Origin of the sequence: Shigella sp. FJ200513 (assembly GCF_040495915.1) — a bacterium.
Classification (GTDB): domain Bacteria; phylum Pseudomonadota; class Gammaproteobacteria; order Enterobacterales; family Enterobacteriaceae; genus ECMA0423.
In genome coordinates, this window is the sequence record NZ_JBDYCV010000020.1 from 1 (window position 1) to 21,975 (window position 21,975).

The window sequence follows — 21,975 nt, forward strand, 5'->3', positions numbered from 1 at the left end:
TGCACGTCCGGTTCGGGGAGGAGAGGCAGGGAAATAGTCCGACTACGCCCTGCCTCTTACTCTACTCAGCACATGGCGGGGCTTCGTCTATGTGGCGTTCATCATTGATGTGTTTGCCGGATACATCGTGGGGTGGCGGGTCTCATCGTCCATGGAAACGACATTCGTGCTGGATGCACTGGAGCAGGCGTTATGGGCCCGTCGACCGTCCGGCACGGTCCATCACAGTGATAAAGGTTCTCAGTATGTATCGCTGGCCTACACACAGCGGCTTAAGGAAGCCGGATTACTGGCATCAACAGGAAGTACAGGCGACTCGTATGACAACGCGATGGCGGAGAGCATCAATGGTCTTTACAAAGCGGAGGTAATACACCGTAAGAGCTGGAAAAACCGTGCAGAAGTGGAACTGGCCACACTAACGTGGGTGGACTGGTATAACAATCGACGATTGCTGGAAAGGCTGGGCCACATCCCTCCGGCAGAAGCAGAAAAAGCTTATTATGCTTCCATCGGAAACGATGATCTGGCAGCCTGAGTTCACAGATAAAACACTCTCCAGGAAACCCGGGGCGGTTCAGCGGCAATCTACATAGCCTGCGAACGTGGATCAAAGAGCGCGGTCAGGATTACCCCGCCCAGACACTCACCACACATCTGTTTATTCCTCTGCGCCGACGGCTTCAGTGCCAACAACCGACTCTCCAGGCGCTGCTGGCGATCCTCGACGGCGTACTGATCAACTACATCGCCATTTGTCTGGCTTCGGCACGTAAAAAACAGGGTAAAGATGCGCTGGTGGTTGGCTGGAATATTCAGGATACCACCCGTCTGTGGCTGGAGGGCTGGATTGCCAGTCAACAAGGATGGCGCATTGATGTCCTCGCTCGCCCACTCGCTCAATCAACTACGCCCTGAACTATTCGAAGGCCGTACATTGCTGGTGTGGTGCGGTGAAAATCGAACCTCCGCCCAACAGCAGCAACTCACCAGTTGGCAAGAACAAGGCCATGATATTTTCCCACTCGGTATTTAATGATTCGTTAACAAATGCGCTTTACTGTACAATCCTTTCGTTAACATAAGGAGTGCATTATGCGCATAGCTAAAATTGGGGTCATCGCCCTGTTCCTGTTTATGGCGTTAGGCGGAATTGGTGGCGTCATGCTCGCAGGTTATACCTTTATTTTGCGTGCTGGCTAAGCGCCTGCACCAGCCTTTCAAACAGGCGGTCTGCGATGATCGCCGCCAGTGCCACCAGTAACGCCCCCTGGATCACATACGCGGTATTAAATCCGCTAAGCCCGATGATGATGGGCGTACCCAGCGTACTGGCCCCTACCGTTGAGGCGATCGTCGCCGTACCAATGTTGATAATCACCGAAGTTCGCACGCCCGCCAGAATCACCGGAGCCGCCAGCGGTAGCTCGACCTTACGCAGTCGCTGACCTCGACTCATTCCCATACCTTTCGCAACTTCTGTCACGCTGGGATCAATCGCTCCCAGCCCGGCAAGTGTCACCTGCAGGATGGGCAGCACACCGTAAAGGATCAAGGCGATAATCGCTGGTTGCAGACCAAAGCCGATCACCGGAACGGCAATCGCCAGCACTGCGACAGGCGGAAAAGTCTGTCCAACGGCGGCAATAGTTTCCACCAGTGGGCGAAATTCCGCGCCCCACGGGCGAGTAACAGCAATTCCGGCACCTGTGCCAATGATCACCGCAAACAAACTCGAAATTCCCACCAGCCAGAAATGAGCCAGTGCCAGAGCTGCAAAACTTTCTTGCTGATAAACGGGTCGTGGCAGTTGTGGGAACAAGGCAGCAAACAGCGGCTGGCTGTAAGGCAGCCAGAAAATCAGCGCCACAAAAAGAGCAATGAGCCAGAACAGCGGATCGCGCAACATCTTCATACGCTTACGCCTCCACCAGCAGATCCTGAAAATGCAGCGTGCCGCAAGGCTGGCCCTGCGTGTTCACCACCGGCAGCACCTCGCATCCCCGCGCGACAAACAGGGAGAGCGCATCGCGTAGCGTCATCTCTTCTGCCAGTGCCTCACCTTCTGCCCGTTCTTCGCGACGCACGTAATCCGCCACGCTACGTAACGAAAGCAGGTGCACCCCCAGTTCACTACGTCCAAAAAACTGGCGGACAAAATCATTCGCCGGACGAGTCAGCATCGTCAGCGGATTCCCCTGCTGCACCACTTCACCGTGATCCATCAATACCAGATGTTCTGCCAGCCGTAGCGCCTCATCAATATCATGAGTGACCAGCACAATAGTGCGCCCCAGCAAACGGTGAATGCGCGTCATCTCTTGTTGCAACGCGCCGCGCGTTACCGGGTCCAGTGCGCCAAAAGGTTCATCCATCAGTAAGACTTGCGGATCGGCAGCCAGTGCACGCGCCACTCCCACACGTTGCTGCTGACCACCGGAAAGCTGATGCGGATAACGCTCACGCAAATTTGACTCCAGCCCCAGTAGCGCCATTAATTCGTCGATACGATCGTCAATCCGCGCCCGCGACCATTTTTGTAATTGCGGCACGGTAGCGATGTTTTGCGCCACGCTCCAGTGGGGGAACAGGCCAATAGATTGAATGGCATAGCCCATCCGGCGGCGCAACTCCAGTACTGGCAGCGAGCGAATTTCTTCTCCGGCAAAGCGGATCACTCCGCTGTCATGCTCCACCAGGCGGTTAATCATTTTCAGGGTGGTGGATTTGCCGGAGCCAGATGTGCCAATCAGCACCGAAAAACTCCCTTCCTGAAAATTGAGATTGAGATCGTTAACGGCTTTTTGTGCGCCGAACAGTTTGCTGACATGGCTAAATTCAATCATTACGTTTCACCTTCAGCAGTGCGATAAGCAAATCGAACAGCGCGTCGGTAAGCACCGCCAGAACAATTACCGGGATCACCCCCAGCAACACTAAATCAATGGCGCTGCTTAGCAGCCCCTGGAAAACCAGCGCACCAAAACCGCCTGCGCCGATTAACGCCGCAATCACCGCCATACCTACAGTTTGCACCATCACCACCCGCAGGCTGCGCAGAAATACCGGTAACGCCAGCGGTAACTGAACATGCAGGAAACGCTGCGCCCCGCTCATCCCCATCGCTCTGGCGCTCTCCAGCACATCGCGCGGGATCTGGTTCAAACCGACTACCACGCCTCGCACCAGCGGCAGCAAGGCATAGAGCACCAGCGCAATCAGTGCGGGTGTCATTCCGGTTCCTGCTATGCCGAGCTTCCCCAGCCACGGAAAGGCCGTAACCAGCGCGGCAAGCGGCGCAATCAACAGGCCAAAGAGCGCCACCGAAGGCACGGTCTGAATGACATTGAGCAGAGAAAAAATTGCCCCCTGCCGCGCAGTGGAAAAGTAGCACCAGATGCCCAACGGCACACCAATCACTAACGCAGGCAGCACCGCACCAAACAGCAACGTCAGATGTTGTGCCAGCGCGTCGTCAAACACATCCTGACGGTTGGCGTATTCTTTCATTAGTGAGAGATCGTTAAGCGTGCCGGAGTACAGCAACCACAGCGGAATAATGGCAATCTGCATATGCAACAACCAGCGCCACAGCGGATGCGTGGAGATTCGGCGGATGGCATCGCTACAGGCCAGCAATGCCAGCGCCGCAGCCAGCCAGAAACCTCTGCCGAGGCTGGTACGCGCCAGCGCACTGCCATTTTGCGCCAGTTGGGTCGCCGCCTTTCCAGCTCCCCACACCAACAATACGAAGACGAATTGCGCCAGAATGAGTGCAAAAATGCTGCCTTTTTTAGCGGGGACAAAACAGGCTGTCAGCCAGGCGCAACCAACGCCCACCAGCATCCAGATCGTTTGCGGCCACAGTTGCCAGAGATGAAGCCCTTCACCCGAGACTAAACGATTAGGCGCGTAACTGATAAACGGCAGCGCCGCTGCGATTGCCGTCAGCAACAACAGCAGCGCCAGAACAGGATTAATACGTAGATAAGTCACGGGAAATTACTTCGCCCACCCTTTTTGTTTCAGGTAGTCGGCAGCCACTTTTTTGGCATCCAGTCCTTCCACTGCAATGCTGGCATTCAGTTGCTGCAATGTTTTTGCATCGAGGCTGGCGAAGACTGGCTGTAGCCACTGTGCCATTTGCGGATACTCCTTCAACACCGATTCACGCACCACTGGTGCAGGCGCGTAGATAGGTTGCACGCCTTGCGGATCGCTTAAGGTTTGCAGCCCCAGCGCCGCGACCGGACCGTCAGTGCCGTAAGCCATTGCGGCATTAACGCCAGAGGTTTGCTGGGCAGCGGCTTTAATCGTCACCGCCGTGTCGCCACCAGCCAGTGACAGCAACTGATCCTGACCGAGCTTAAAGCCATAGGCTTTTTCAAACGTGGGTAACGCATCGGCGCGTTCGATAAACTCTGCCGAGGCTGCCAGTTTGAAGGTGCCGCCCTCTTGCAGATAACGACTCAGGTCGGCAAGCGAAGTGAGTTTGTTTTTCTCTGCCACATCCTGACGCACGGCGATAGTCCAGGTGTTATTTGCAGGCGCGGGCGTCAGCCAGATTAACTTGTTGTGCTCCGCATCGAGCTTTTTGACTTTCTCGTAGCCCTGCCCGGCATTTTTCCACGCTGCATCGTTTTCATCTTTAAAGAAGAAAGCGCCATTGCCGGTATATTCCGGATAGATATCCAGTTCATCGGAAGTAATCGCCCCGCGCCCCACAGGAGTCGTTCCGAGTTGCACTTTATTCACCGTCGGTACGCCGTGGCTTTCGAGTACCTGCAAGATGATGTTGCCGAGCAGCGCGCCTTCGGTATCGATTTTTGAACCGACTTTAACGGGGGAAGCCGCCTGTAGCGGCAGGCTCACGGCTGCCAACATAACCAGTGAACCTGCCCAGAGCTTTAAGAGTGGCATGATGCTTTCCTCATTCTTTTACTGTTGTTTTCAGCGAATTAAGAGAAAAGCATAGTTGATAATGACAGAGTTAGCCTGAGCGGAAGGATTCAGTTGCAGAATCAGATAAATACTTAAGAGGCATATTCGGTCCGGCGTTTCCTGCCGGATGCGGCGCGAGCGCCTTATCCGGCCTACAAAGGGCGAAAATTCAGCAAGTTAAGATATGAACATCAGGCAAAGGGCGCAAACGTCGCGCCCTTACTAAAGCATTACAGCAACTCAAACTCGCCTTTCTTAACGCGTGCGGAATCAGTGCCGATAAATACATTGAACTTGCCAGGCTCGGCGTCATATTTCATCTGTTGATTCCAGAACTTCAGCGCCTCAATATCGATCGGGAAGCTGACAGTCTGAGTTTCGCCCGGTTTCAGGGTGATTTTCTCAAAGCCTTTCAGCTGTTTCACAGGGCGACTCATGGAAGCCGTCACATCCTGCAAGTACATCTGCACTACCGTGGCCCCCTCGCGCTTACCGGTGTTCGTCACCTGCACGCTGGCCGTCACTTTGCCGTCACGCTTCATGGTCGGCGCAGAAAGTTTCACATCAGAGACGGTGAAAGTGGTATAGCTCAGACCATAGCCGAACGGATAAAGCGCTCCGTTAGCTTCATCAAAATAACGCGAAGTATATTTGTTCGGCTTGTCGGCATTATACGGACGACCGGTGTTCAGATGGCTGTAGTACACCGGGATCTGCCCGACAGAACGCGGGAAGGAAATTGGCAGCTTGCCGGACGGGTTGTAATCGCCAAACAATACATCGGCAATTGCATTACCGCCTTCAGTCCCCGCAAACCAGGTTTCCAGAATCGCATCAGCCTGCTGATCTTCTTTCACCAGCGCCAGCGGACGCCCGTTCATCAGCACCAGCACCAGCGGTTTACCGGTGGCTTTCAGCGCCGCAATCAAGTCACGTTGGCCTTGCGGAATAGTGATATCGGTCCGGCTGGAGGCTTCGTGCGCCATCCCCTGTGCTTCACCGACTACAGCCACCACCACATCAGATTGTTTCGCCGTCTGCACCGCTTCATCAATCATCTCTTGCGGCGAACGCGGATCGACTTTGACCGCTTCTTCATACTGATTCAGGAAATCGATAATGCCTTTGTCACTGGTAACGTTCGCCCCTTTGGCATACAGCACTTTACCGTTTTCACCGACGGAATTTTTAATCCCGGTCAGTACGGTCACGGATTGATCGGCAACACCGGCTGCGGACCAGCTGCCCATCACGTCACGTTTACTGTCCGCCAGTGGCCCAACCACCGCAATGGTGGCCGATTTTTTCAGCGGTAACGTTTCGAGACGGTTTTTCAGCAACACCAGGCTTTCGCGCGCCACTTCACGCGCTTCTTTACGGTGCAGGCGGCTTTCGGCATTGGTATCCACCGGGTCAGACTCTTTCGGCCCCAAATGGCTGTATGGGTCGTTAAACAACCCCATATCATATTTAACGTTCAGTACATGGCGGGCAGCATCGTCCAGCTCTGCCATGGTCACTTTGCCGGATTTAATCAACCCAGGCAGATACTTCGAGTAGTACTCGTCGCTCATACTCATGTTGATTCCGGATTTCAGCGCCACGCGCACCGCATCTTCCGGGTCTGCCGCCGTGCCATGTTTAATCAGCTCTTTGATTGCACCGTGATCGGAAACGGTGATGCCTTTAAAGCCCCACTGGTCGCGCAGAACATCTTTCAGCAGCCAGGAATCGGAGGTGGCTGGCGTGCCGTTCAGCGAGTTCAGCGCCACCATCACCGCGCCGCTGCCTGCGTCCAGCCCCGCTTTGTACGGCGGCATATAATCATTAAACAGGCGCTGCGGACTCATATCGACGGTGTTGTACTCTTTACCGCCTTCTACCGCGCCGTATGCGGCAAAGTGTTTGACGCTGGTCATCACCGAGTAACGATCTGCCGGGCTTTTACCCTGCATCGCTTCCACCATGGTTTTACCCATTATTGAGGTGAGATACGTATCTTCGCCAAAACCTTCGGAAGCACGTCCCCAGCGCGGATCGCGCGAGACATCGACCATCGGTGCCCAGGTCATATTCAGGCCATCATCTGCCGCTTCATAAGCAGAGACACGCCCGACCGTTTTCACCGCATCGAGGTTAAAAGACGAGGCCAGACCGAGGCTAATCGGGAACACCGTGCGCTGACCGTGCAGCACGTCGTAAGCAAAGAAAAGAGGAATTTTCAGGCGGCTTAATTCCATCACCTGATCCTGCATGGCGCGGATATCCTGACGGGTTACGGTGTTGAAAATCGCCCCAACCTGACCGTCTTTGATCATCTCGCGGATCGCCTCTTTCGGATTATCCGGGCCTACGCTGATTAAGCGCAGCTGACCAATTTTCTCATCAACCGTCATTTTCTTGAGCAGATCGGTGACGAACGCATCCCGCGCTTCAGGCGTTAATGGATGGTTACCGAATAAATCATCCGCCAGTGCTGGCTGCAGGACCAGACTCACCGCGATTCCTACTGAACATAGCCATTTCATATGGATTTTTCTTCCTTTGTTGCCCGACGTGGCAGCGAAAATGGTGCAAAAACCGTAGTTTGCCATAAGCATGATGGAGAGAGAAAAAGAATGCTCAGTTTATTGTCTGAATTTTCAAAATATTCACTCGCTGAATTGTCATACAAGGCGCTATTCTAGTTTGTGATATTTTTTCGCCACCACAAGGAGTGGAAAATGTCTTCCATGACAACAACTGATAATAAAGCCTTTTTGAATGAACTTGCCCGTCTGGTCGGTCATTCACACCTGCTCACCGATCCCGCAAAAACGGCCCGCTATCGCAAGGGCTTCCGTTCTGGTCAGGGCGACGCGCTGGCTGTCGTTTTCCCTGGCTCACTACTGGAATTGTGGCGGGTGCTGAAAGCCTGCGTCACCGCCGACAAAATTATTCTGATGCAGGCTGCCAATACAGGCCTGACCGAAGGATCGACGCCAAACGGTAACGACTATGATCGCGATATCGTGATCATCAGCACCCTGCGTCTCGACAAGCTGCACGTTCTCGGCAAGGGCGAACAGGTGCTGGCCTATCCGGGCACCACGCTCTATTCGCTGGAAAAAGCCCTCAAACCGCTGGGACGCGAACCGCATTCGGTGATTGGATCATCGTGTATAGGCGCATCGGTCATCGGCGGTATTTGTAACAACTCCGGCGGCTCGCTGGTGCAACGTGGCCCGGCGTATACCGAAATGTCGTTATTCGCGCGTATAGATGAAGATGGCAAACTGACGCTGGTGAACCATCTGGGGATTGATCTGGGCGAAACGCCGGAGCAGATCCTTAGCAAGCTGGATGACGATCGCATCAAAGATGACGATGTGCGTCACGATGGTCGTCACGCCCACGATTATGACTATGTCCACCGCGTTCGTGATATTGAAGCCGACACGCCCGCACGTTATAACGCCGATCCGGATCGGTTATTTGAATCTTCTGGTTGCGCCGGGAAGCTGGCCGTCTTTGCGGTACGTCTTGATACCTTCGAAGCGGAAAAAAATCAGCAGGTGTTTTATATCGGCACCAACCAGCCGGAAGTGCTGACCGAAATCCGCCGTCATATTCTGGCTAACTTCGAAAATCTGCCGGTTGCCGGGGAATATATGCACCGGGATATCTACGATATTGCGGAAAAATACGGCAAAGACACCTTCCTGATGATTGATAAGTTAGGCACCGACAAGATGCCGTTCTTCTTTAATCTCAAGGGACGCACCGATGCGATGCTGGAGAAAGTGAAATTCTTCCGTCCGCATTTTACTGACCGTGCAATGCAAAAATTCGGTCACCTGTTCCCCAGCCATTTACCGCCGCGCATGAAAAACTGGCGCGATAAATACGAGCATCATCTGCTGTTAAAAATGGCAGGCGATGGCGTCGGTGAAGCCAAATCGTGGCTGGTGGATTATTTCAAACAGGCCGAGGGCGATTTCTTTGTCTGTACGCCGGAGGAAGGTAGCAAAGCGTTTTTACACCGTTTCGCCGCTGCGGGCGCAGCAATTCGTTATCAGGCGGTGCATTCCGATGAAGTCGAAGACATTCTGGCACTGGATATCGCTCTGCGGCGTAACGACACCGAGTGGTATGAGCATTTACCGCCGGAGATCGACAGCCAGCTGGTGCACAAGCTCTATTACGGCCATTTTATGTGCTATGTCTTCCATCAGGATTACATAGTGAAAAAAGGCGTGGATGTGCATGCGTTAAAAGAACAGATGCTGGAACTGCTACAGCAGCGCGGCGCGCAGTACCCTGCCGAGCATAACGTCGGTCATTTGTATAAAGCACCGGAGACGTTGCAGAAGTTCTATCGCGAGAATGATCCGACCAATAGCATGAATCCGGGGATCGGTAAAACCAGTAAACGGAAAAACTGGCAGGAAGTGGAGTAAAAATTACGGATGGCAGAGTATCGCCATCCGAATTCACTTAATCGTTCTGTGCCGTCTGCCCCGCCGCCGCCATTTGGGCGGCTTTTTGTTTTTTATAGCTCAACGCTGCTGCCGGCACAGGCATCACTTTACCGGTTTCAATCCAGGTACGCAGGCGGCTGGCATCGGCAAAATGGGTATATTTGCCAAACGCGTCCATCACTACCAGCGCCACCGGTTTATTATTGATAACCGTACGCATCACCAGACAATGGCCCGCCGCATTGGTAAAGCCGGTTTTGGTTAACTGAATATTCCAGTTATCGCGATACACCAGATGATTAGTATTGCGGAACGGCAGCGTATACGTCGGGTTAGAGAAGGTTGCCATATCTTCCCGGGTAGTACTTAACTGCCCGATCAACGGATATTGTTTGCTGGCAATGAGCAGTTTGGTTAAGTCACGGGCAGTTGAAACGTTATGCACCGACAATCCGGTAGGTTCAACAAAGCGCGTGTTGTTCATTCCGAGCGATTTCGCTTTCGCATTCATTGCCTTAATAAAGGCTTTGTAACCACCGGGATAATGGTGCGCAAGGCTTGCCGCCGCGCGGTTTTCTGAAGACATCAGCGCCAGCAACAGCATATCTTTACGGCTGATTTCGCTATTCAGTCGTACGCGCGAATAGACCCCTTTCATCTCCGGCGTCTGGCTGATATCCACTTTTAGTTTTTCATCCAGCGGCAGTCGTGCATCCAGCACAACCATCGCGGTCATTAATTTGCTGATAGACGCAATCGGACGCACCAGATCCGGGTGGTTCGAATAGATCACTTTGTTGGTATTCAGATCAACAATCATCGCGCTACCGGAGGCAATTTCCGGTTGTGAAGCGGTGGTAGCGGCTGCCGTTTTCGCAACGGCCTGCGGTGCAAAAGGCACAGCCAGCATCAGGGCCAAGCTAAATAAAGAAACTCGAAATTTCGGCATGATGAGCATTCAGATAGTGGTTCACGCGCACGGGTTGCGCACCGCCGGAGTAAGGATTTACTGAGGCTAGCGACGCCATCATAACGAGCAAAAAGTGCGATCGTCAAAGGAGAATCGTGAGTAAATGCTGCATTGCTGACATTTACGCCAGCAATGCAACGTCAAAGAACTTTCTAGAACAAACGATAACCGTAGCCCCATAGTATAACGGTTAGGGTGAGCAGCACTTCCAGTACCAGCACGCCAATCGCCAGCGTCGAACTGGAGAAGCTAAGGCCTTCCTCTTTGTTGATATTCAGGAAGCTCGGAATACCAAGGTAAAGCAGGTAGCCGGTGTAAAACAGCGCCACCGTGCCGACCAGCGCACACAACCAGACCAGTGGATAAAGCGCCACCAGACCGCTTAAAAACAGCGGAGTTGCAACGTAGCCCGCGAAGACCATGCAGTGCGCAAGAGACGGACGCTGCGGGTAATTGCGCGCCATCCACCAGATGACCCGCCCCATCACCGCAACCCCAGCCAGCATAACGCCGTAAAACAAGACAGCCAGCGCCAGTCCGGTAAACCAGGATAACTTCAGGATAGTGCCATCGCCAAAATTCCAGCCAATCTGTGTAGTGCCAATGAAGGCGCAAATCACCGGAATCGCCGCCATCAGCAAAACGTGGTGGGTGTAATGGTGAGAAATCGTTTCGTTTTCGCGATTAATCACCTGCATTTCACGATCGGGATGGGAAAACAGTCCCCAGACATGGCTCATACCGCCCCCTTGTTGTGAGTTCATGAACCTGACAGTTCAAGTATAAGCCAGCTTGTGATTATTTTTTGTTCATCCATGTAATTTGCACCGTCTGATGTATGTCCTTTTTCAGCGTGAATGATTCACAGGGTGTATGCTTACAGGCAACCAAAGGGAGACAAACTGGCCTATGGATCTCAATACACTCATCTCACAATATGGTTATGCCGCGCTGGTTATCGGTAGCCTGGCGGAAGGTGAAACCGTGACTTTGCTGGGAGGCGTTGCGGCACATCAGGGGCTATTAAAGTTCCCACTGGTGGTACTTTCTGTGGCGCTTGGTGGCATGATTGGCGACCAGGTGCTCTATCTGTGCGGGCGGCGGTTTGGCGGCAAGCTGTTACGCCGTTTCTCGAAACATCAGGATAAAATTGAGCGGGCACAGAAACTTATCCAACGCCATCCGTATCTGTTTGTCATTGGTACGCGCTTTATGTATGGCTTTCGGGTGATTGGCCCGACGCTGATTGGTGCCAGCCAGCTGCCGCCGAAAATCTTTCTGCCGCTGAATATTCTCGGCGCATTTGCCTGGGCGTTGATTTTTACCACTATTGGTTACGCTGGTGGTCAGGTGATTGCGCCGTGGTTGCACAATCTCGACCAGCATTTGAAGCACTGGGTCTGGTTGATTCTGGTCGTGGTTCTGGTGGTGGGCGTGCGCTGGTGGCTGAAACGGCGCGGGAAGAAAAAGCCGGATAATCAGGCGTAAAGCAGTTGCCACAGATAAGCATTCACTCCACATCCGGCACCGGGTGTTCCATGCCTGATGCGACGCTGGTGTCTTATCTGGCCTAACCCATTGAAATATCCACGCACCTCACTGCGCTATTCTGGGTTGAACTGCGGATTCGCCAACATAAAGCCGCCATCCACTATCAACGACTGCCCTGTCGTGTAATTTGCGCCCTCCGAACAAAGCCACACCACCAGGCTGGCAATCTCATGCGTTGCGCCAAAACGCCGTAGAGGAATCGAAGGCTCCGCGTCGGGCTTCACGTCGCTATCATCCATGCTGTTCATTGGCGTGGCTATCGCCCCAGGCGCGACTGCGTTCACCAAAATCTTATGCCTGACCAACTCCAGCGCCATCGTTTTGGTTAACCCGCCGAGCGCATGTTTAGCGGCTGTGTAGGCGCTGGCATCCGGCAGCGGCGTATGTTCATGTACCGACGTAATGTTGATGATGCGACCGCCCTGCCCTTATTTCACCATCTGACGAGCCGCAATTTGCGAGCATAAAAATGCACCATCAACATCAACGGTAAAAATCTTGCGCCACTCATCAAAAGCCATATCAAGAAACGGCGCTTTGGTCATTGCACCCGCATTATTCACCAGCACATCAATACGCCCAAATCGCTGGATGAGTGTCTCCAGCGCCTGCGCACCTTCTGGCAGATTGCCGAGATCCAGTTGCACGATCTCCGCACGTACGCCGTGGGTAACCACCTCACGCGCGGTATCTTTTGCCCCTTCTTCATCTGAGTGCCAGGTAATGCCAATATCAAACCCCTGCTGCGCCAGTAATAACGCGCACTCTTTGCCGATCCCCGAATCGGAAGCGGTAATTATCGCGACCTATGCCATCGAGTTCTCCACTTAACGCTGAATAAACGTTAAGTATAGAAGGCGCATATCATCAGCGTTTGTAACCCCCGCCCAGCGCACCGGTGAGTCGAATGGAGGCATCCAGCCACTGCCCTTGCAATAACAGGCCATTGGCCCGCTCACGCAGCGCCGGGATTCTGGCTTCGCTGACGCGGGAACCAGCAATGATGCCCGCGTTAAAGCGGGCCTGCGCAAGACCTACCACACGCAAGGCATCGCGCTCAATTTGCGCCTGATGCTGGTTTTTCTCCGCCAGTGTCTGAACCTGACTGGCTGCCCGCGCCACGTCATTCACTGCTTCAACCACCGCTTTGTTGTAGCTGGCGATAGACAAGTTGCTTTCGGCTTTTGCGATATCGAGATTGGCGTTAAGACGACCACTATCGAAAATAGGTAGCGTCAGGCCTGCCGTAACGCCCATTTGCTGCGCGGAATGACGGAACAGATCGCTTAAGTGCAACGCATCCTGTTGCAGGAAGGCCATCAGGTTGATGTCAGGATAAAATGCCGCTTTTGCCGCATCAATAGTGCTTAACGATGACTCAACGTACCAGTGCGCCGCCTGCAAATCTGCCCGCCGGGCCAGTAAGGAGTACCCCAGTTCATCAGGAAGCTGGCTTGCCACTTTCGGCAACGCGACCGGTTTAAGCTTCAATGACTTAGTCTGGTGATTTGTGAGTGCATTTAACCGTGCCTCAATAATTTTCATTTTCCCCGCGACATCGTTGAGCTGCTGCCGGGTTTTGCTGGCATTAATATCGGTTTCCACACCGTCAACTGAAGAAGTAATCCCGTTCTGATATAGCTGGCGATCGGTCGCGATAATGGTGTTCTGCTCTTTTTCTATTTGCTGCAAGACCGTGTTTAACGCCGCCTGGGTTTGCCACTCCCAGTACAGGCGGGCTACGCTGCCAGCCAGCAATTGGCGGGTTTGCTCGCGTTCCGCCGCCCGTGCTTTAACCGTACCCAGGCGGGCAGTAACCTCCGCCCGATTCTTTCCCCAGATATCGAGATGCCAGCCCGCCGTTAAGCCAAAAGTTCCGTTGGTGTACCACGGACCGGTCGTACCTGCGGCCGGATCGTTCAGAGCAAACGGCCCCATTAGCCCTTCTGCCGACATTTTTTGCCGCTCCATATCCGCCGAAAAGTCGATCTGCGGACCATCCTGAGTGGCAACTGCCTTCGCCTGGGCTTCAGCTAGCTAAATGCGCTGTTCAGCCACCTGCATATCCGGTGCGTTCTGTAGTGCATTGTTAATTAATGAAGTGAGCTGATTATCGTGATACTCCAGCCACCATTGGCTGTCTGGCCAACCATTTTTCAGCGCCGTGGGTAATGCGGTGTCAACTTGTGCAGCGGGCGTTTGCTGGCTTAACGCCTGGCGGGTTTCATGCATAGGCGCACACCCGGCCAGCATCAGTAACAGCGGAAAACAGGCGATGGCTGGATAAAAGGAATCACGATTCATGGGGGAATAATCAGGTAAGAAACGGTGCGCGGAGATTACCGTGTGTTGCGATATATTTTTTAGTTTCGCGTGGCAATACATCAGTAGCAATAAAACGACATACCCAGAAAAATATAGACTAAGTAAATGATATCTTCCGATTTATCTTAATCGTTTATGGATAACGGCAAAGGGCTTCGTTTTTTCCTATACTTATTCAGCACTCACAAATAAAGGAACGCCAATGAAAATTATACTCTGGGCTGTATTGATTATTTTCCTGATTGGGCTACTGGTGGTGACTGGCGTATTTAAGATGATATTTTAAAATTAATTAATGTCATCAGATCCGAAAATAACGAGAATATTTCAGTCTCTCATCCTGTTGCGCTCCTGTCATGTGCATTGCTTCATATAATCACTGGCGCAAGGAGCGCGCAGGGGGCGACCAATCGCCGCCGCCCCCTGCCCCCCCGGGCTCTGGCGAACAAAATCGCCGCTGCGCGGTGCCCTCGGCTTATCCCTTACGGCTACCGGGTCGGGCGCGAGGTAACATCCCTGTAAAACGCGCCCTCAGCCCACATCCATGTGGGCTGCCCCGGCCTTCAGGGAACGCCTCGGCGATTTTGACGCCACCAAACAACCGTGCGGCCTATTGATAAAGAGCTAACACATTGTCAAAAACATCACTATGGTTTTTAGAGTTTCTCGATATCAATTGCCTGAATAGCCCTTGCAATATCAGGGGAGTTATTCAACACCCGAACATGCTGAAATAATTCCGTTGCTTCATCGTATTCTTTACGCAAATAACTCAACCACTGTTTAATCCGCGCAACGTGATATAACCCGGTATCGCCCTGCTTTTCCAGACGGGTATATTTTTGCAGCAAAGCAACCACCTCCGGCCACGGCATTCGCGGTTCGTTATATTTTACCACCCGGCTCAGGTTGGGAATATTGAGCGCCCCGCGACCAATCATCACTGCGTCGCAGCCGCTGATCGCCATGCATTGTTGCGCGCTCTGCCAGTCCCAGATTTCACCGTTGGCAATCACCGGAATATTCAGCCGCTGGCGAATCTCGCCAATCGCCTGCCAGTCAATATGCTCCGCGCGGTAACCCTGCTCTTTCGTCCGCCCATGCACCACCAGCTCCGTAGCGCCAGCCTGTTGAACCGCATCGGCGATTTCAAATTTCTTCTCACCGCTGTCCCAGCCCAGACGCACTTTCACGCTGACAGGCAAATGCGCCGGTACAGCTTCACGCATCGCTTTTGCCCCCTGGTAGATGAGTTCAGGATCTTTGAGTAACGTCGCCCCGCCGCCGCTACCGTTAACCGTTTTCGACGGGCAGCCGCAATTGAGATCCACGCCCCAGAAACCTAACTCCACCGCACGGGCGGCGTTCTCTGCCAGCCATTGTGGGAACTGACCTAACAACTGCACGCGCACCAGCGTACCAGATGGTGTCCGGCTGGCGTTTTGTAGCTCAGGGCAAATGCGATGAAAGACTTTTACCGGCAGCAGTTGATCCACCACGCGGACAAACTCGGTGATGCACAGATCGTAGTCGTTAACTTCGGTCAGCAATTCACGCACCAGAGAGTCAAGCACTCCCTCCATCGGTGCCAGTAACACACGCATATCATCACCCGCAAAAAAATGAGGCGCTATGTTAGCGCCTATGGTCAGCGGATTAAAGGTCTGCAAAGAGGGATTGCTGCAAACTGCAATCCCTCTCTATGCTTGATGTATGCCTGAGTTCGCTGCTCATTGCGTAATACCGGGTAGCGAAAAAATAAGCGCTGATTTCTTAATGTGATCGGTAGCACGTTTTACGAATTAATTGTATGATGAATCCATCTCATCTGGGGTGTTGATTATGAGTAAGACACTGAACATTATCTGGCAATATTTACGCGCTTTCGTCCTGATTTATGCCTGCCTGTATGCAGGCATTTTCATTGCTTCCCTGCTACCGGTAACCATTCCGGGCAGCATCATCGGGATGCTGATCCTGTTTGTCCTGCTGGCCTTGCAAATTCTTCCGGCGAAATGGGTCAATCCGGGGTGCTACGTACTGATTCGCTATATGGCGCTATTGTTTGTGCCGATTGGCGTAGGCGTCATGCAATATTTTGATTTGCTCCGCGCGCAGTTTGGCCCGGTAGTGGTTTCCTGTGCTGTCAGTACGCTGGTGGTTTTTCTGGTGGTGAGCTGGAGTTCACAACTGGTACACGGTGAACGTAAAGTCGTAGGTCAGAAAGGATCAGAAGAATGATGGCGAATATCTGGTGGTCATTACCGCTGACGTTGATTGTCTTTTTTGCCGCCCGCAAACTGGCGGCACGGTATAAGTTTCCCCTGCTTAACCCGTTGCTGGTAGCAATGGTGGTGATCATTCCTTTTTTAATGCTGACCGGCATCTCTTACGACAGTTACTTTAAAGGTAGCGAAGTGCTAAACGATCTGCTGCAACCGGCGGTCGTCGCGCTGGCCTATCCTTTATATGAGCAGCTACACCAGATCCGCGCGCGCTGGAAATCGATCATCACCATCTGTTTTATCGGCAGCGTGGTTGCGATGGTGACGGGGACTTCCGTGGCATTGTTGATGGGCGCTTCACCGGAAATCGCCGCGTCAATCCTGCCGAAATCAGTCACCACGCCTATTGCAATGGCGGTTGGCGGCAGTATTGGCGGTATTCCGGCAATCAGCGCAGTTTGCGTGATTTTCGTCGGCATCCTCGGCGCGGTATTTGGCCATACATTGCTTAATGCGATGCGTATTCGTACCAAAGCTGCGCGCGGTCTGGCAATGGGGACTGCCTCGCACGCCCTCGGTACGGCGCGCTGCGCCGAGCTGGATTATCAGGAAGGTGCATTTAGTTCGCTAGCGCTGGTGTTATGCGGGATAATTACTTCGCTGATCGCACCGTTCCTTTTCCCGATTATTCTGGCAGTAATGGGCTAAAATTTGCGATACGTCGCGCATTTTTGATGTAAGTTTCACGTGTTGCATAATTAATGAGATTCAGATCACATATAAAGCCATAACGGGTTCGTAAACTGTTATCCCATTACATGATTATGAGGCAACGCCATGCATCCACGTTTTCAAACCGCTTTTGCCCAACTTGCGGATAACTTGCAATCTGCACTGGAACCTATTCTGGCAGACAAGTACTTCCCCGCTTTGTTGACCGGGGAGCAAGTCTCATCGCTGAAGAGCGCAACGGGACTGGACGAAGACGCGCTGGCATTCGCACTACTTCCGCTGGCGGCGGCCTGTGCGCGTACGCCATTGTCGAATTTTAATGTTGGCGCAATTGCGCGCGGTGTGAGCGGAACCTGGTATTTTGGTGCCAATATGGAATTTATTGGTGCAACAATGCAGCAAACCGTTCATGCCGAACAAAGCGCGATCAGCCACGCTTGGTTGAGTGGTGAAAAAGCGCTTGCAGCCATCACCGTTAACTATACGCCTTGTGGTCACTGCCGTCAGTTTATGAATGAACTGAACAGCGGTCTGGATCTGCGTATTCATTTGCCGGGCCGCGAGGCACACGCGCTGCGTGACTATCTGCCGGATGCCTTTGGGCCGAAAGATCTGGAGATTAAAACGCTGCTGATGGACGAGCAGGATCACGGCTATGCGCTGACTGGTGATGCGCTTTCTCAGGCGGCGATTGCAGCGGCAAACCGTTCGCACATGCCTTACAGTAAGTCACCAAGCGGTGTCGCGCTGGAATGTAAAGACGGTCGTATTTTCAGCGGCAGCTACGCTGAAAACGCCGCATTCAACCCGACTCTGCCGCCGTTGCAGGGGGCGTTAATTCTGTTGAATCTCAAGGGTTATGATTACCCGGATATCCAGCGCGCGGTTCTGGCAGAAAAAGCCGATGCGCCGTTGATTCAGTGGGATGCCACCTCCGCAACGCTGAAAGCTCTCGGCTGTCACAGTATCGACCGCGTGCTTCTCGCTTAAGCCTGGTGCCGGATGCGGCGTGAACGCCTTGTCCGGCTTGCCAGCCCTCTCCTGGTGTCGAAATTCCCGGCAAACAGTTTGCCGTTTCTTGCGCAAAACCAGCGGGTAAAGTAGCCTGATGGAAATTTTCCTTAGCTCGAGTCTCCTGCATGTTAAAGCGCGTGTTCCTCAGCCTGTTAGTCCTGATCGGCTTGCTGCTGTTGACTGTGCTCGGCCTCGATCGCTGGATGAGCTGGAAAACCGCGCCTTATATCTACGACGAATTGCAGGATCTCCCCTACCGCCAGGTCGGCGTGGTGCTCGGCACAGCAAAATATTATCGTACCGGCGTTATTAATCAGTATTATCGCTACCGCATTCAAGGAGCGATTAATGCCTATAACAGCGGTAAGGTAAATTATCTATTACTGAGCGGCGATAACGCATTGCAAAGTTATAACGAGCCGATGACCATGCGCAAAGATTTAATCGCTGCTGGTGTCGACCCATCAGATATTGTTCTCGATTACGCAGGCTTTCGTACGCTGGATTCCATCGTGCGTACACGCAAAGTTTTCGATACTAATGATTTCATTATTATCACCCAACGTTTCCACTGTGAGCGAGCATTATTTATTGCGCTGCATATGGGGATTCAGGCTCAGTGTTATGCCGTACCGTCACCGAAAGATATGCTGTCAGTACGTATTCGCGAATTTGCCGCCCGTTTCGGTGCGCTGGCTGACCTTTATATTTTTAAACGTGAACCGCGTTTTTTAGGGCCGCTGGTCCCTATTCCGGCTATGCACCAGGTGCCGGAAGATGCGCAGGGGTATCCCGCCGTTACACCCGAACAGTTACTTGAATTACAAAAGAAACAAGGAAAGTAGTTATGGATGTACAGCAGTTTTTTGTCGTTGCCGTTTTTTTCCTTATCCCGATATTTTGTTTCCGCGAAGCATGGAAAGGCTGGCGCGCAGGCGCGATTGATAAACGGGTTAAAAATGCACCGGAACCGGTGTATGTCTGGCGAGCAAAAAATCCCGGACTCTTCTTCGCTTATATGGTGGCATATATTGGCTTCGGAATTTTATCTATCGGCATGATTGTTTATCTTATTTTCTATCGTTAATATTTTCTCTTTTCTGTTAATTATTGAGAATAATTATTACTTCACTCAATAAGCTGCGGATATAACATTCTGAACCGCAGCTATTTGTGAATCCTTTCACAGCTTAAATTTCCCCACGCGCATAGCCTTAATATCAGCACGCAATATTTATTTAGCGTTCGCCATAATTACTCATAGCATTAAGGAAGATCACATGCCGCAACAAAATTATCTGGATGAACTCACTCCGGCTTTTACGCCGTTACTGGCGATTAAAGAAGCCTCTCGCTGTTTATTATGTCACGACGCTCCCTGTAGTCAGGCTTGCCCGGCACAGACCGATCCGGGGAAATTTATTCGCTCAATCTACTTTCGTAATTTTAAAGGCGCTGCCGAGACAATTCGCGAAAATAATGCCCTCGGTGCCGTTTGTGCCAGAGTGTGCCCGACGGAGAAATTATGCCAAAGCGGTTGTACCCGTGCCGGTGTTGATGCTCCCATTGATATCGGCCGCTTACAGCGTTTTGTTACTGATTTTGAACAACAAACCGGGATGGAAATTTATCAGCCCGGTACTAAAACGCTCGGCAAAGTCGCGATTATTGGCGCAGGTCCTGCCGGATTGCAGGCCAGTGTGACACTGACAAACCAGGGTTATGACGTCACGATTTATGAGAAAGAAGCGCACCCCGGTGGCTGGTTGCGTAACGGTATTCCGCAATTCCGGTTACCGCAATCAGTGCTGGATGCAGAGATCGCCCGTATTGAAAAAATGGGCGTGACCATTAAGTGCAATAACGAAATCGGTAAAACACTCACCCTGGAGCAACTGAAAGCGGAAAACCGCGCGGTACTGGTCACCGTGGGGTTATCAAGCGGTTCCGGGCTACCGCTGTTTGAGCATAGCGACGTTGAGATTGCCGTCGACTTCCTGCAACGTGTACGACAGGCGCAAGGCGATATCAGCATTCCACAAAGCGCATTAATTATCGGCGGCGGTGATGTCGCGATGGACGTAGCCAGCACGCTGAAAGTTCTCGGCTGTCAGGCGGTAACTTGCGTAGCACGTGAAGAGTTAGATGAGTTTCCGGCAAGCGAAAAAGAGTTTGCCAGCGCCCGGGAGCTGGGCGTTTCGATCATCGATGGATTCACGCCAGTAGCCGTGGAAGGCAATAAAGTCACGTTTAAGCATGTACGGTTATCAGGCGAACTGACGATGGCGGCAGATAAAATTATTCTCGCCGTCGGTCAGCATGCCAGACTGGATGCCTTTGCGGAGTTAGAGCAGCAGCGTAACACCATCAAAACACAAAATTATCAGATCCGCGATCCGCAAGTCTTTGCTGCTGGCGATATTGTTGAGGGTGACAAAACCGTGGTCTATGCCGTGAAAACCGGGAAAGAAGCCGCCGAGGCGATTCATCACTATTTAGAGGGAGCTTGCTCATGTTAACGAAAGATCTTTCGATTACTTTTTGCGGCGTGAACTTTCCCAACCCGTTCTGCCTCTCTTCTTCGCCGGTAGGCAACTGCTATGAGATGTGTGCCAAAGCCTACGACACAGGTTGGGGCGGTGTGGTGTTTAAAACGATCGGCTTTTTTATCGCCAACGAAGTCTCGCCGCGTTTTGATCATCTGGTGAAAGAAGATACCGGTTTTATCGGCTTCAAAAATATGGAGCAGATTGCTGAACATCCGTTGGAAGAGAATCTGACCGCCCTGCGTCGGCTGAAGGAAGATTACCCGGACAAAGTATTGATCGCTTCGATCATGGGGGAAAATGAGCAGCAATGGGAGCAGCTGGCGCGGATATGATCGAGTGTAACTTCTCCTGTCCGCAAATGACTTCTCATGCGATGGGTAGCGATGTCGGGCAAAGCCCGGAGCTGGTAGAAAAATATTGTCGGGCAGTGAAACGGGGTTCCACGCTGCCAATGCTGGCGAAGATGACGCCGAATATCGGTGATATGTGCGAAGTGGCGCTGGCGGCGAAGCGCGGCGGCGCAGATGGCATTGCGGCAATTAACACCGTTAAATCCATCACCAATATCGATCTTAATCAGAAAATCGGTATGCCGATCGTTAACGGTAAATCGAGTATTTCCGGATATTCCGGTAAAGCGGTAAAACCGATCGCCCTGCGCTTCATTCAGCAAATGCGCACCCATCCAGAACTGCGCGATTTCCCAATCAGCGGTATCGGCGGCATTGAAACCTGGGAAGATGCGGCGGAGTTTTTATTGCTCGGCGCAGCAACGTTACAGGTCACCACCGGCATTATGCAGTACGGCTATCGCATCGTAGAAGATATGGCGAGCGGGTTATCGCATTATCTCGCCGATCAGGGATTTGATTCGTTGCAGGAGATGGTAGGTCTGGCGAATAACAATATTGTCCCGGCGGAAGATTTAGACCGCAGTTATATTGTCTATCCCCGTATCAATCTTGACAAATGTGTTGGCTGTGGACGCTGTTATATTTCCTGTTACGACGGCGGTCACCAGGCGATGGAATGGAGCGAGAAAACCCGCACACCGCATTGTAATACCGAGAAATGTGTGGGTTGTCTGCTTTGTGGTCACGTCTGCCCGGTGGGTTGTATTGAGCTCGGGGAAGTGAAGTTTAAGAAAGGCGAGAAAGAACACCCGGTAACGTTGTAAAACCAGAGACGCATCCGGCAATATCCGCAAT

At 52.5% G+C, this 21,975-nt stretch carries 18 protein-coding genes and 5 pseudogenes; 13 read left to right on the plus strand and 10 right to left on the minus strand.

Translation table 11 applies throughout. The features are described from left to right. Positions 1-58: 58 nt before the first annotated feature. From ABZJ92_RS06695 to ABZJ92_RS06705, 3 genes and pseudogenes are all read left to right on the plus strand, one after another. Positions 59-538 (plus strand): annotated as a pseudogene (locus ABZJ92_RS06695) (IS3 family transposase); the annotation flags it as partial. Between the two features lie 41 nt (positions 539-579). Next, positions 580-1,036 (plus strand): annotated as a pseudogene (locus ABZJ92_RS06700) (transcriptional regulator); the annotation flags it as partial. A 59-nt stretch (positions 1,037-1,095) separates the two neighbouring features. Next, on the plus strand, positions 1,096-1,203 hold the full coding sequence (locus tag ABZJ92_RS06705; protein ID WP_001216963.1) for a protein YohO: 108 nt from the start codon (positions 1,096-1,098) through the stop codon (positions 1,201-1,203). On the opposite strand, the gene yehW is transcribed toward ABZJ92_RS06705, so the two are convergent. From yehW to bglX, 5 genes are all read right to left on the minus strand, one after another. Next, on the minus strand, positions 1,184-1,915 hold the full coding sequence (gene yehW / locus ABZJ92_RS06710) for a glycine betaine ABC transporter permease YehW (RefSeq protein ID WP_000783112.1): 732 nt from the start codon (positions 1,913-1,915) through the stop codon (positions 1,184-1,186). The genes ABZJ92_RS06705 and yehW overlap by 20 nt on opposite strands. 4 nt (positions 1,916-1,919) lie before the next feature. Then, positions 1,920-2,846, minus strand: a complete 927-nt coding sequence (gene yehX, locus ABZJ92_RS06715) for a glycine betaine ABC transporter ATP binding protein YehX (RefSeq protein WP_000569352.1) — start codon at positions 2,844-2,846, stop codon at positions 1,920-1,922. Next, the gene (yehY, locus tag ABZJ92_RS06720; RefSeq protein WP_000221768.1) at positions 2,839-3,996 is read right to left on the minus strand and encodes a glycine betaine ABC transporter permease YehY; all 1,158 of its coding nucleotides are present in this window, start codon (positions 3,994-3,996) and stop codon (positions 2,839-2,841) included. Before yehY ends, yehX begins: the two co-directional genes overlap by 8 nt. 6 nt (positions 3,997-4,002) lie before the next feature. Continuing rightward, on the minus strand, positions 4,003-4,920 hold the full coding sequence (osmF, locus tag ABZJ92_RS06725) for a glycine betaine ABC transporter substrate-binding protein OsmF (protein ID WP_001130292.1): 918 nt from the start codon (positions 4,918-4,920) through the stop codon (positions 4,003-4,005). 251 nt (positions 4,921-5,171) lie between these two features. After that, complete coding sequence (gene bglX / locus ABZJ92_RS06730) at positions 5,172-7,469, minus strand: beta-glucosidase BglX (protein ID WP_000871533.1); 2,298 nt, start codon at positions 7,467-7,469, stop codon at positions 5,172-5,174. 195 nt (positions 7,470-7,664) lie between these two features. On the opposite strand from bglX, the gene dld reads away from it, so the two are divergent. Continuing rightward, complete coding sequence (gene dld / locus ABZJ92_RS06735; RefSeq protein WP_000097356.1) at positions 7,665-9,380, plus strand: D-lactate dehydrogenase; 1,716 nt, start codon at positions 7,665-7,667, stop codon at positions 9,378-9,380. A 37-nt stretch (positions 9,381-9,417) separates the two neighbouring features. Here the strand turns inward: dld and pbpG are convergent, their stop codons facing one another. Together pbpG and ABZJ92_RS06745 are read right to left on the minus strand one after the other, a co-directional pair. Continuing rightward, on the minus strand, positions 9,418-10,350 hold the full coding sequence (gene pbpG, locus ABZJ92_RS06740; protein WP_001319943.1) for a D-alanyl-D-alanine endopeptidase: 933 nt from the start codon (positions 10,348-10,350) through the stop codon (positions 9,418-9,420). Positions 10,351-10,523: 173 nt separating this feature from the next. Further along, positions 10,524-11,111, minus strand: a complete 588-nt coding sequence (locus ABZJ92_RS06745) for a Yip1 family protein (RefSeq protein ID WP_005063535.1) — start codon at positions 11,109-11,111, stop codon at positions 10,524-10,526. A gap of 169 nt (positions 11,112-11,280) precedes the next feature. On the opposite strand from ABZJ92_RS06745, the gene ABZJ92_RS06750 reads away from it, so the two are divergent. After that, positions 11,281-11,859: a DedA family protein gene (locus ABZJ92_RS06750; protein ID WP_000365433.1), complete on the plus strand. Its 579-nt coding sequence runs from the start codon at positions 11,281-11,283 to the stop codon at positions 11,857-11,859. 116 nt (positions 11,860-11,975) lie between these two features. On the opposite strand, the pseudogene ABZJ92_RS06755 reads toward ABZJ92_RS06750, so the two are convergent. Both ABZJ92_RS06755 and mdtQ read right to left on the minus strand, forming a co-directional pair. Then, positions 11,976-12,698, minus strand: a pseudogene (locus ABZJ92_RS06755) (SDR family oxidoreductase). Between the two features lie 91 nt (positions 12,699-12,789). Continuing rightward, positions 12,790-14,226, minus strand: a pseudogene (gene mdtQ / locus ABZJ92_RS06760) (multidrug resistance outer membrane protein MdtQ). Positions 14,227-14,449: 223 nt separating this feature from the next. Between mdtQ and yohP the strand changes: the two are divergent. After that, positions 14,450-14,533, plus strand: coding sequence for a small membrane protein YohP (gene yohP, locus ABZJ92_RS06765; RefSeq protein ID WP_000691708.1), 84 nt, complete (start codon positions 14,450-14,452; stop codon positions 14,531-14,533). Positions 14,534-14,903: 370 nt separating this feature from the next. Here yohP and dusC read toward each other — a convergent pair whose 3' ends face one another. Beyond that, on the minus strand, positions 14,904-15,851 hold the full coding sequence (gene dusC, locus ABZJ92_RS06770; protein ID WP_005085206.1) for a tRNA dihydrouridine(16) synthase DusC: 948 nt from the start codon (positions 15,849-15,851) through the stop codon (positions 14,904-14,906). A gap of 238 nt (positions 15,852-16,089) precedes the next feature. On the opposite strand from dusC, the gene ABZJ92_RS06775 reads away from it, so the two are divergent. From ABZJ92_RS06775 to preA, 7 genes and pseudogenes are all read left to right on the plus strand, one after another. Then, positions 16,090-16,488 (plus strand): CidA/LrgA family protein, encoded by a 399-nt coding sequence (locus ABZJ92_RS06775; RefSeq protein ID WP_001295452.1) that lies wholly within the window; start codon positions 16,090-16,092, stop codon positions 16,486-16,488. Continuing rightward, entirely contained in the window at positions 16,485-17,180 is a 696-nt protein-coding gene (locus ABZJ92_RS06780) for a CidB/LrgB family autolysis modulator (RefSeq protein WP_000968208.1), read from the plus strand. The genes ABZJ92_RS06775 and ABZJ92_RS06780 overlap by 4 nt, the downstream gene beginning before the upstream one ends. 129 nt (positions 17,181-17,309) lie before the next feature. Beyond that, positions 17,310-18,194, plus strand: a complete 885-nt coding sequence (cdd, locus tag ABZJ92_RS06785; RefSeq protein WP_000553555.1) for a cytidine deaminase — start codon at positions 17,310-17,312, stop codon at positions 18,192-18,194. 149 nt (positions 18,195-18,343) lie between these two features. Beyond that, positions 18,344-19,063 (plus strand): outer membrane permeability protein SanA, encoded by a 720-nt coding sequence (gene sanA, locus ABZJ92_RS06790; RefSeq protein WP_000920064.1) that lies wholly within the window; start codon positions 18,344-18,346, stop codon positions 19,061-19,063. A gap of 2 nt (positions 19,064-19,065) precedes the next feature. Then, a complete protein-coding gene (locus ABZJ92_RS06795; protein ID WP_000383096.1) occupies positions 19,066-19,305 on the plus strand; it encodes a DUF2542 family protein in 240 nt (79 codons plus the stop codon). 193 nt (positions 19,306-19,498) lie between these two features. After that, positions 19,499-20,737: an NAD-dependent dihydropyrimidine dehydrogenase subunit PreT gene (preT, locus tag ABZJ92_RS06800; protein ID WP_001136324.1), complete on the plus strand. Its 1,239-nt coding sequence runs from the start codon at positions 19,499-19,501 to the stop codon at positions 20,735-20,737. After that, positions 20,731-21,944, plus strand: a pseudogene (preA, locus tag ABZJ92_RS06805) (NAD-dependent dihydropyrimidine dehydrogenase subunit PreA). The gene preT and the pseudogene preA overlap by 7 nt, the downstream one beginning before the upstream one ends. The last annotated feature ends 31 nt before the right edge of the window (positions 21,945-21,975 follow it).

Coding starts and splice junctions, on each gene's coding strand:
- ABZJ92_RS06705 (WP_001216963.1), top strand. CDS start 1,096: ATGCGCATAGCTAAAATTGGGGTCATCGCCCTGTTCCTGTTTATGGCG.
- yehW (WP_000783112.1), bottom strand. CDS start 1,915: ATGAAGATGTTGCGCGATCCGCTGTTCTGGCTCATTGCTCTTTTTGTG.
- yehX (WP_000569352.1), bottom strand. CDS start 2,846: ATGATTGAATTTAGCCATGTCAGCAAACTGTTCGGCGCACAAAAAGCC.
- osmF (WP_001130292.1), bottom strand. CDS start 4,920: ATGCCACTCTTAAAGCTCTGGGCAGGTTCACTGGTTATGTTGGCAGCC.
- bglX (WP_000871533.1), bottom strand. CDS start 7,469: ATGAAATGGCTATGTTCAGTAGGAATCGCGGTGAGTCTGGTCCTGCAG.
- dld (WP_000097356.1), top strand. CDS start 7,665: ATGTCTTCCATGACAACAACTGATAATAAAGCCTTTTTGAATGAACTT.
- pbpG (WP_001319943.1), bottom strand. CDS start 10,350: ATGCCGAAATTTCGAGTTTCTTTATTTAGCTTGGCCCTGATGCTGGCT.
- ABZJ92_RS06745 (WP_005063535.1), bottom strand. CDS start 11,111: ATGAGCCATGTCTGGGGACTGTTTTCCCATCCCGATCGTGAAATGCAG.
- ABZJ92_RS06750 (WP_000365433.1), top strand. CDS start 11,281: ATGGATCTCAATACACTCATCTCACAATATGGTTATGCCGCGCTGGTT.
- yohP (WP_000691708.1), top strand. CDS start 14,450: ATGAAAATTATACTCTGGGCTGTATTGATTATTTTCCTGATTGGGCTA.
- dusC (WP_005085206.1), bottom strand. CDS start 15,851: ATGCGTGTGTTACTGGCACCGATGGAGGGAGTGCTTGACTCTCTGGTG.
- ABZJ92_RS06775 (WP_001295452.1), top strand. CDS start 16,090: ATGAGTAAGACACTGAACATTATCTGGCAATATTTACGCGCTTTCGTC.
- ABZJ92_RS06780 (WP_000968208.1), top strand. CDS start 16,485: ATGATGGCGAATATCTGGTGGTCATTACCGCTGACGTTGATTGTCTTT.
- cdd (WP_000553555.1), top strand. CDS start 17,310: ATGCATCCACGTTTTCAAACCGCTTTTGCCCAACTTGCGGATAACTTG.
- sanA (WP_000920064.1), top strand. CDS start 18,344: ATGTTAAAGCGCGTGTTCCTCAGCCTGTTAGTCCTGATCGGCTTGCTG.
- ABZJ92_RS06795 (WP_000383096.1), top strand. CDS start 19,066: ATGGATGTACAGCAGTTTTTTGTCGTTGCCGTTTTTTTCCTTATCCCG.
- preT (WP_001136324.1), top strand. CDS start 19,499: ATGCCGCAACAAAATTATCTGGATGAACTCACTCCGGCTTTTACGCCG.